8 protein-coding genes are annotated in these 8,432 nt (G+C 67.4%); 1 reads left to right on the top strand and 7 read right to left on the bottom strand.

Annotated elements, in window-relative coordinates; genetic code table 11:
• Positions 1 to 119: 119 nt before the first annotated feature.
• From Q0379_RS04345 to purU, 6 genes are all read right to left on the bottom strand, one after another.
• Complete coding sequence (locus tag Q0379_RS04345; protein ID WP_299004743.1) at positions 120 to 1,241, bottom strand: DNA cytosine methyltransferase; 1,122 nt, start codon at positions 1,239 to 1,241, stop codon at positions 120 to 122.
• A 42-nt stretch (positions 1,242 to 1,283) separates the two neighbouring features.
• Positions 1,284 to 2,564 (bottom strand): serine hydrolase domain-containing protein, encoded by a 1,281-nt coding sequence (locus Q0379_RS04350; RefSeq protein WP_299004745.1) that lies wholly within the window; start codon positions 2,562 to 2,564, stop codon positions 1,284 to 1,286.
• Between the two features lie 81 nt (positions 2,565 to 2,645).
• Positions 2,646 to 3,518 carry a glucose-1-phosphate thymidylyltransferase RfbA gene (gene rfbA, locus Q0379_RS04355; RefSeq protein ID WP_299004748.1) on the bottom strand — a complete coding sequence of 291 codons (873 nt, stop codon included), beginning with the start codon at positions 3,516 to 3,518 and terminating at the stop codon, positions 2,646 to 2,648.
• 116 nt (positions 3,519 to 3,634) lie between these two features.
• Positions 3,635 to 4,504, bottom strand: a complete 870-nt coding sequence (gene rfbD, locus Q0379_RS04360; protein WP_299004751.1) for a dTDP-4-dehydrorhamnose reductase — start codon at positions 4,502 to 4,504, stop codon at positions 3,635 to 3,637.
• The gene (gene rfbB / locus Q0379_RS04365) at positions 4,504 to 5,571 is read right to left on the bottom strand and encodes a dTDP-glucose 4,6-dehydratase (RefSeq protein ID WP_299004753.1); all 1,068 of its coding nucleotides are present in this window, start codon (positions 5,569 to 5,571) and stop codon (positions 4,504 to 4,506) included. Before rfbB ends, rfbD begins: the two co-directional genes overlap by 1 nt.
• An 85-nt stretch (positions 5,572 to 5,656) precedes the next feature.
• Positions 5,657 to 6,499, bottom strand: coding sequence for a formyltetrahydrofolate deformylase (gene purU / locus Q0379_RS04370; RefSeq protein ID WP_299004756.1), 843 nt, complete (start codon positions 6,497 to 6,499; stop codon positions 5,657 to 5,659).
• A gap of 188 nt (positions 6,500 to 6,687) precedes the next feature.
• On the opposite strand from purU, the gene argE reads away from it, so the two are divergent.
• On the top strand, positions 6,688 to 7,863 hold the full coding sequence (gene argE, locus Q0379_RS04375) for an acetylornithine deacetylase (protein ID WP_299004759.1): 1,176 nt from the start codon (positions 6,688 to 6,690) through the stop codon (positions 7,861 to 7,863).
• Here argE and Q0379_RS04380 read toward each other — a convergent pair.
• A partial coding sequence (locus tag Q0379_RS04380) for a glycosyltransferase family 2 protein (RefSeq protein WP_299004762.1) occupies positions 7,860 to 8,432 on the bottom strand: 573 nt, incomplete at its 5' end. The two genes, argE and Q0379_RS04380, sit on opposite strands and share 4 nt — an antisense overlap.

Here is an 8,432-nt window from a genome sequence, read left to right on the forward strand (position 1 = left end):
GCGCGCTTGAAGCGGGCGGCGTCATAGAGGGAGGAAGCGTCGTCCATCGGAACACCTCGGAGCCGTGGGGTTGCGGGAAGCGGCGCACCCTAGACCCCTATCCCCCCGCTGTCAGGAGGTCATTCGGCGGCAAGGCTTGCAGTTTTGCTATCAACAAGCGGCTCCAGGAGGGTTTCCGCAAGCCATCGCACCGCAGGAGCCGCAACCCCGTCGCCGACCACCTGCAGGCCCGCGGTCTGCGACGCCGGAAGCTGATAGCCGTCGGGCAACCCCATCAGGCGGGCGCCTTCGCGCGGAGTCAGCAGACGCGACCGCACCTGGCCCTCATCGATCACCAACAGAGTCTGCCGGGATGAACCGCCGCGCGGGGTCCGCAGGCAGCCGGCGAGGCCGTCGAACCGCACCTCAGCGCGCTGCTGGCCGCCGCGCATCCGGCGGAAGACCGCGCCCACGGAACGACCGCCGGCCTTCATCCGCGCCTCGACCGCCTCGCGATGCGCCGGCGCCATGAGATCTAGCAGGGCTTCGGTCTTTTCCGGTGAACTCCAGATCACCGCCGCGTCCGGCTCGAGCATGGCCGCGAGATCGGTATTGCGCGCCGGCGGCTTGGGAACGCCCCACCAGATCCAGCGCGCCTGAAGATCCTCGGGCAGTCGAGCGGCCGCTTCACGAATGGCGCGGCTATGGAAGGCGCTGCCCCCCTCCAGGCCAGCGGTCGGCAGGCGGGTGGCGACCACGAACACGCGGGGACGGGACTGCGGGACGAAGGCGGCGGCGTCGATCTCCAACGCGCCGAAGCGATACCCTTCTTCGCTCAAGGCGCCGCAGAGCGCGGTGAAGTCGTCGCCGTGGTGCGAGGTCAGCAGCCCGACGACATTCTCGATGACGATCACCGAAGGCGCGCGCCCCTCGGCCGAGAGACCCCTCATCAAGGTCCAAAAGCCGAAGAAGGCAGAGGACTTGCCGCCGGCCAGGCCCGCGCGGGCGCCGGCCAGGCTGAAGTCCTGGCAGGGACTGGACGCCCAGGCCAAGTCCGCCGTCGGAAGGATGTCGGCGGTCAGGGCGAAGACATCGCCCTGGTGGAAATGCTCTCCGCTTTCGCCGAAGTTCGCGCGATAGGTCGCCGCCTTGACCGGATCGAAGTCGTTGGCGAAGGCGCAGGTCCAGCCCTCGCCCAAGCCGATCCGAGCCATGCCGCCGCCGGCGAAGAATTCCAGGAAGCTTGGACGTGCGCGAGTCATCGGCGGGAGACTAGCCTGTTCGCGCCCGGGCGCCAGGGCCGCCTAGTCGCCCTTCGGCCCCAGATAGTCGGGCCCATACACCGCCGCCCTGAGATCATGGTGCAGCGTGCCATCGAACGGGAAGGTCTGGACGAAGAAGACGGCGGTCAGCCTGTTGACCGGATCGACCCAAAACAGGGTGCTGTCGCGGCCATCCCAGAAGAACTCTCCCACCGCGCCCCGGTTTTCCTTCGACGTCTGCGGCTGCCGCGTTCGGACCGCGAAGTCGAAGCCGAAGCCGACGGAACCCTTGCTGGGCAGCCACGACCGATTTGTCACCCGCGCATCCAGATGGTCGGTGGCCATCAGGCGCACGGTCGAGGGATGGAGGATCTTCACGCCATCCAACGAGCCACCGTCCAGCAGCATCCGCGAGAAGCGCGCATAGTCGTCGATCGAGGCGACCAGGCCGGCCCCGCCCATAGTCAGGCGTCGCGCGGGATCGAAGTTCATGCGCCGCGTCTCGGCGGGATCCTCCTTGGCGAGCCGGCCATCGGCGCCCTTGTTGTAGACGGCGGCCAGACGCGGGAAAGCCGCTTCGGGTTGTGTCCACGCGGTCTCCTTCATGCCCAGCGGATCCAGGATGTGCGCCTTCACATAGGCCTCGAAGGGCTGGCCGGTGAGCCTTTCGACGAGCAGCGCCTGGACATCGACGGCGGCGCTATAGCTCCAGCGCTCCCCGGGATCGAACAGCAAGGGCGCCTTGGCGAGCCGGCGACTGAACTCGGAAAGGTCGTTGGTCAGGTTCAGCGGATCGAGGGCCGAGAAGGCCGCATCGGCGGGCGTCGCCGTTCCACCGTATGAGAACCCCGCCGTGTGGCGCAGGATATCGCGGATCACGATCGGCCGACTGGCTGGACGCGTCTGACCCTGGGCGTCCATGACCTTCATGTCGGCGAACTCGGGCAGGTAGCGCGACAACGGATCGTCCAGACCGAACTTTCCCTGCTCCCAGAGTTGCATCAGGGCGACGCCGGTGACCGGTTTGGTCATCGAATAGATCTGCACCAGGGTGTCGCGACGCATCGGCTTGCCCGCCTCGCGATCGGCCATGCCGGCGGCGCCGAAAAAGCGCTCGCGGCCGTCTTTCCAGACCAGGGCCGACACGCCGACTGCCCGGCCGCTGTCGACCATAGCCTTGAGCGCGCCGTCGATCCGGGCCTTGTCGATCTTGATCTCAGGGGGCTGTGCAGCGGACGTCGAGGCTTGCCTCGCGAGGGCCGGGGCCGCCGGAACGGCCAACAGCGCCGCCGCAATGGCGACGGGGATCAACTTCCTGGACACAACGAACTCCCGGCGAACTTTCTTATCGGCGCGGACTGTCGCCGAGGCCGAAGCCGTTTTCCAGCGGCACGAGGTCGTAGATCAGCCGTGCGAGGCGATCATCTTCAGATAGGCGCCATAGGGCGAGTTCTTCAGCTCGTGGGCCAAGCCCAGAAGCTGCTCGCTCGAGATCCAGCCGTTCTGGTGGGCGACCTCCTCGACACAGCCGATCTTCAGCCCTTGGCGGTGCTCCAGCGTGCGGACGAATTCCGAAGCTTCCAGCAGGCTGTCATGGGTGCCGGTGTCCAGCCAGGCGAAGCCGCGACCCATGCGCTCGACCGACAGGGCGCCGGCCTCCAGATAGAGGCGGTTGATGTCGGTGATCTCAAGCTCGCCACGCGCGGAGGGCTTCAGGTCGCGAGCGAAGTCGACCACACGGTTGTCGTACATGTAGAGGCCGGTGACCGCCCAGTTCGAGCGCGGCTTCTGGGGCTTTTCCTCGATCGAGATCGCCTTGCCGTCGGCGTCGAACTCGACGACGCCATAGCGCTGCGGGTCGTTGACGAAATAGGCGAAGACGCTGGCGCCCTTCTTCGAACGCTCCTTGGCGCCCTGCAGGATCCGGCCCAGGCCCGCGCCGTAGAACAGGTTGTCGCCCAGCACGAGGACGCTGGGCTCGGCGCCGACGAAGTCCGCGCCGATGCGATAGGCCTCGGCCAAGCCGTTCGGATTGGCCTGCTCGGCGTAGCTGATGTTGATCCCCCACCGCGCGCCGTCGCCCAGAAGCCCTTCGAACAACGGCAGGTCACGCGGCGTGGAGATGATCAGGACATCACGCACGCCAGCCATCATCAGGACCGACAGGGGATAGTAGATCATCGGCTTGTCGAAGACCGGCAGCAGTTGTTTGCTGATCGCCAGGGTCACCGGGTGGAGACGCGTGCCCGACCCGCCGGCGAGGATGATACCCTTCATACGTCTTCTTCTTCAGTCCTGACGCTCGAACCTAGAGCGGATTTGCGCGAAACGTGAAGCCTTTCGCGTGGAGGTTGGCGGTTCAACGCGATGATCGTGGAGGATTTGAGGCGCGCTCAGAGCCGGCCCTTGGCTTGGAGATAGCGATCGAGCGCATCGGTCCAGTGCGGCATGGGCCGACCGATGGCGGCGGCCAGCTTGGCGCTGGACAGCGCGCTGTAGGGCGGGCGGCGGGCGGGCGTGGGGAAATCGCTGGTCGGGATCGGCGCGACTTCAGCGCTGACGCCGGCCCTTTCGATAATCCGCGAGGCGAACTCCCACCAGCTGGCGACGCCGGAATTGACGACATGGTAGTCGCCAGCGGGCGCTTCGGCCGCGATCAAATCGAGGATCGCCTCGCCGGCGTCCCACGAGGCGGTGGGCGACATGATCTGGTCGGCGACGACAGTCAGGCGACCACGCTCTTCCCCGAACCGCAGCATGGTCTCGACGAAGTTGCCGCCCTTGCCGCTGGCGCCGGCGACGCCGAACAGCGAGGCGACGCGCGCGACGACGACATCGTCATGCTCCAAACGCGCCAGGTCCTCGCCCAGCGCCTTGGTGGCGCCGTAGACATTGACCGGCGCGCGTCCGATCTCCTCGGACAGCGGCTCCCGTTGGGCTTGCCCGCCGTAGACATAGTCTGTCGACACCTGGACTAGGCGCGCGCCCTTGGCGGCGCAGGCCTTAGCGAGCCGTCCGGCGAAGTGAGCGTTGATCGCCACGGCGGGCGCAGGGTCTTTCTCGCAGTCGTCGACCCGCGTGACGGCGACGCAGTTGATGGCGACGTCGAAGGCGAGATCGTCAAAGCCGGCCGCCGGATCGGCGGCGTCGAGCTGGGCTCGGGTGACGGCGACGAGGGCCAGGCCGCGCTCAGCCGCCTGCTTGGTCATGTCCGATCCCAGCTGGCCATTGGCCCCGAACAGGGCGATGCGAGGGCCGGCCATCAGGCGGTCTTCAAGCCCAGGCGCTGGCCAGCGTAGCGCTCGCGCAGAGGCGCCCACCAGGCCTCGTTGTCGAGATACCACTGGATCGTCTTGCGCAGGCCCGTCTCGAAGGTCTCCTGCGCCTTCCAGCCCAGCTCCGTCTCCAGCTTGGTGGCGTCGATGGCGTAGCGGGCGTCGTGACCCGGCCGATCGGCGACGAAGGTGATCAACTCGCGACGGGTCTGGCCCGGCAGAGGACGCAACTCGTCGAGCACGTCGCAGATCGCCTCGACCACCTGCAGGTTGGTGCGCTCGTTGCGGCCGCCGACGTTGTAGCTTTCGCCCGGGACGCCCTTGGTCGCGATCAGGTGCAGCGCACGGGCGTGGTCCTCGACATGGAGCCAGTCGCGGACATTGTCGCCCTTGCCGTAGACCGGCAGCGGCTTGCCCTCGAGGGCGTTCAGCGTGACCAGCGGGATCAGCTTCTCGGGGAAGTGATAGGGCCCGTAGTTGTTCGAGCAGTTCGAGACCACGACCGGCAGGCCGTAGGTGTGATGCCAGGCGCGGGCCAGGTGGTCCGACGAGGCCTTGGAGGCCGAATAGGGCGAGCGCGGATCGTACGGCGTGGTCTCGCTGAACAGGCCCTCCGCGCCCAGGCTGCCGAACACCTCGTCGGTCGAGATGTGGTGGAACCGGAAGCGGTCCTTGTCCTCGCCCGTCAGGCCCCGCCAGTGCTCCAGCGCCGCCTGCAGCATGACGTACGTGCCGACGATGTTGGTCTGGATGAACTCGCCGGGGCCGGTGATCGAGCGGTCGACGTGGCTCTCGGCGGCCAAATGCATGATGACGTTGGGCCGGAAAGCCTTGACCGCGGCCGAGACCGTCGCCGCGTCGGCGACGTCGCCCTGGACGAACTGGTAGTCGGCCTTGCCCTCCAGCATCGCCAGGCTGCCCGGCGAGGCGGCGTAGGTCAGCTTGTCGTAGTTGAGGATCGCGACATCGTTCTGGCCGGCCAGATGGCGGCACACGGCCGAGCCGATGAAGCCGGACCCGCCGGTCACCATCACGCGGAGATTCTGCTGCGACATGCGCTGGATAGCCCTCGGCATTCGAAGAGCCAGCCCGTACTCCAGTTTTTAGTGTACTTGCAACCGTCGAGGCCGAGGCAGGCCGTCAGTCGGTGAACACCACCGTCTTGCGACCGTTCAACAGGACACGGTCCTCCAGGCGGTAACGCAGCGCCCGCGCCAGGACGCGACGCTCGATGTCGCGGCCCTTGCGGACCAGGTCCTCGGGCGTGTCGCGGTGGCTGATGCGCTCGACGTCCTGCTCGATGATCGGGCCCTCGTCGAGGTCGCCGGTCACATAGTGGGCGCTGGCGCCGATCAGCTTCACGCCGCGCGCATGGGCCTGGTGATAGGGCTTGGCGCCCTTGAAGCCGGGCAGGAACGAGTGATGGATGTTGATGCAGCGGCCCTGCAGCTTGGCCGCCAGGCCGTCCGACAGCACCTGCATGTAGCGGGCGAGCACGACGATGTCGGTCTTCGTCTCCTGGATCAGCTTCCAGAGCTCGGCTTCCTGCTCGAACTTCGTCTCCTTGGTCACAGGCAGGTGATGGAAGGGAAGGTCCGACAGGTCGATATGGGCGTAGGTCTCGGCCGGATGGTTCGAGACCACGCCGGTGATGTCCATCGGCAGCTCGCCGATGCGCCAGCGGTAGACCAAGTCGGCCAGGCAGTGGTCGAACTTGCTGGCCAGCAGCAGCACGCGATAACGATCGGCGCGGTTGCGAAGCGTCCACTTCATCTTCAGCGGCTCGGCCAGCGCGCCAAACGCCTCCCGCAACGCGGCGCGGTCAGCGCCATCGGCGTCGAAGACGACGCGCATGAAGAACTGACCGGTCTCCTGGTCGTCGAACTGCTGGGCGTCGAGGATGTTGCAGCCGCGCTCGAAGAGGAAGGCGGACACCTTGGCGACGATGCCGCGCTGGTCGGGGCAGGAGAGGGTTAGGATCATGGTCCGCTCCCTCTAGAGAACCGCAGCCGCCAAGAAAAGCCCGCCGGCGAGGCTCATGGGCATGAAATCGCTCAGGCGAAGCCGCAAAAGCCGCCAACCAGCACAACCATGCCCCGTCGAAGATCAATAAGAGGCGAGCGCGCGCCGGTGGGTAGGCGCGGCGAGGAGAACGGGTCTAGGCTCGACTGATGATTTCCTCTTCAGAAGTCTTGTTCGCCCGCGCGATCGATATCCTGGCCAAGCTGGTGGCCTTCGACACAACGTCTCGGCGCTCGAACCTTGAACTGATCCAGTGGGTCGAGGGCTATCTCGCCGACCTCGGCGTGCCCTCCAGGCGCGTGCCCAGCGCGGACGGGACCAAGTCGAACCTGATGGCGATGATCGGTCCGGCCGTGGAAGGCGGGGTCGTGCTATCGGGGCATACCGACGTCGTGCCGGTCGACGGCCAGCCCTGGTCCAGCGATCCCTGGACCCTGACGGAACGCGACGGTCGTCTTTACGGCCGCGGAACCTGCGACATGAAGGGCTTCTTGGCCTTGGCGCTGGCCGCCGCCCCCGACCTTGCCAAGGCGACGTTGAGCAGGCCGGTCCATCTCGCCTTCTCCTATGACGAGGAGGTCGGATGCCTGGGCGCACCGGACATGATCGAGGTCATCGCCCGCGAAGCACCGCGTCCCGCCCTCGTCGTGGTGGGCGAACCGACAGACATGGTCGCCGTGCGCGCCCATAAGGGCATCGCCAGCTTCATCGTCACCGTCACGGGACGCGAAGCCCATTCCAGCCTGACCCACCTGGGCGTCTCGGCGAACATGGCGGCGATCAAGCTGATGGCGATGCTGGTCGCGCTTTCCGAGCGCCTGGAGCGCGAGGCGGATCCCAACTCGCCCTTCACGCCCAAGGGCGCGACCCTGACCATCGGCCAGGTCAACGGCGGGACCGCCGTGAACATCCTCGCCCGCGAGTGCGTCTTCGTCTTCGACCTGCGCACGCCGGCGGGCATGGACCCCGAGGCGCTGCTGGCCGACTTCTTCGCGGCCGCCCAGCGGATGGACGCCGAGATCAAGGCCAAGGCGCCGGAAGGCGGCGTGAGAATAGAGCGCCGCTCCCTGACTCCGGCCTTCGCGCCGGAGGAGGACGGCGTCGCCGAGACCTTCGCGCGCAGGCTGGCGGGCGACAACGGCCCGCCCCGCGTCGTGCCCTACGCCGCCGAGGCGGGACAGTTCCAGGGCGCGGGCTTCTCGACCGTGATCTGCGGCCCCGGCTCGATCGATCAGGCTCACCAGCCCGACGAATATGTCGAACTCAGCCAGATGCAGCGCGGCGCGGCCTTCATGCGCCGCTTGATTGAGGACCTGTCGGTCTAGAGGCCGCGCGCCTTGCGGATCACCAACCGCCGGCCGATGAAGGCCGCCGGATCGATCGACATCACCCGCAGGATCGCGCCCGGCGAGGCCTTGCGCCTGGCCTGGATCGCGCGGCGATCCGCCATGACCGCGTCGAGGTCGTCGCGCTTCAGCGCCGCCTTTATCCCTCGGATAGCGGGGGCGACGTCGCCCCGCCGCCAGTGCAGCAGCAGCAGGCCGGCCGTCACGGCGACGTGCAGCGGCAGGGTGACGGGGAACAGCCAGCCCGGCGTGTTCTTCAGGAAGGTCCAGACGCGGTTGCGCGAGCCGTGGAAGATGGCGAAGTCGGAGCGCACCCCGGTGCTGGCCGAGCCGACGTGAGCAACCTTGGCCCTGGGCAGGAGCAGCGTGGGCTGGCCCAGCAGCCGCAGGCGATAGCCCAGGTCGACATCCTCGCAGTAGCAGAAGTAGCGCTCGTCGAAGCCGCCGACATCGAGGAAAAGTTGGCGGTCGATCAGCATGGCCGCGCCGCAGGCCGAGAACACCTCGCCCTCGGGCAGGACAGCCGGCGCCTTTCGGCCGTAGCCGCC

This window comes from uncultured Caulobacter sp. (assembly GCF_937900395.1).
Taxonomy (GTDB): domain Bacteria; phylum Pseudomonadota; class Alphaproteobacteria; order Caulobacterales; family Caulobacteraceae; genus Caulobacter.

What these genes read in the sequence shown, in the direction of transcription:
- Q0379_RS04345 (WP_299004743.1), bottom strand. Translation starts at nt 1,241, where the DNA reads ATGACTCGCGCACGTCCAAGCTTCCTGGAATTCTTCGCCGGCGGCGGC.
- rfbA (WP_299004748.1), bottom strand. Translation starts at nt 3,518, where the DNA reads ATGAAGGGTATCATCCTCGCCGGCGGGTCGGGCACGCGTCTCCACCCG.
- rfbD (WP_299004751.1), bottom strand. Translation starts at nt 4,504, where the DNA reads ATGGCCGGCCCTCGCATCGCCCTGTTCGGGGCCAATGGCCAGCTGGGA.
- rfbB (WP_299004753.1), bottom strand. Translation starts at nt 5,571, where the DNA reads ATGTCGCAGCAGAATCTCCGCGTGATGGTGACCGGCGGGTCCGGCTTC.
- purU (WP_299004756.1), bottom strand. Translation starts at nt 6,499, where the DNA reads ATGATCCTAACCCTCTCCTGCCCCGACCAGCGCGGCATCGTCGCCAAG.
- argE (WP_299004759.1), top strand. Translation starts at nt 6,688, where the DNA reads ATGATTTCCTCTTCAGAAGTCTTGTTCGCCCGCGCGATCGATATCCTG.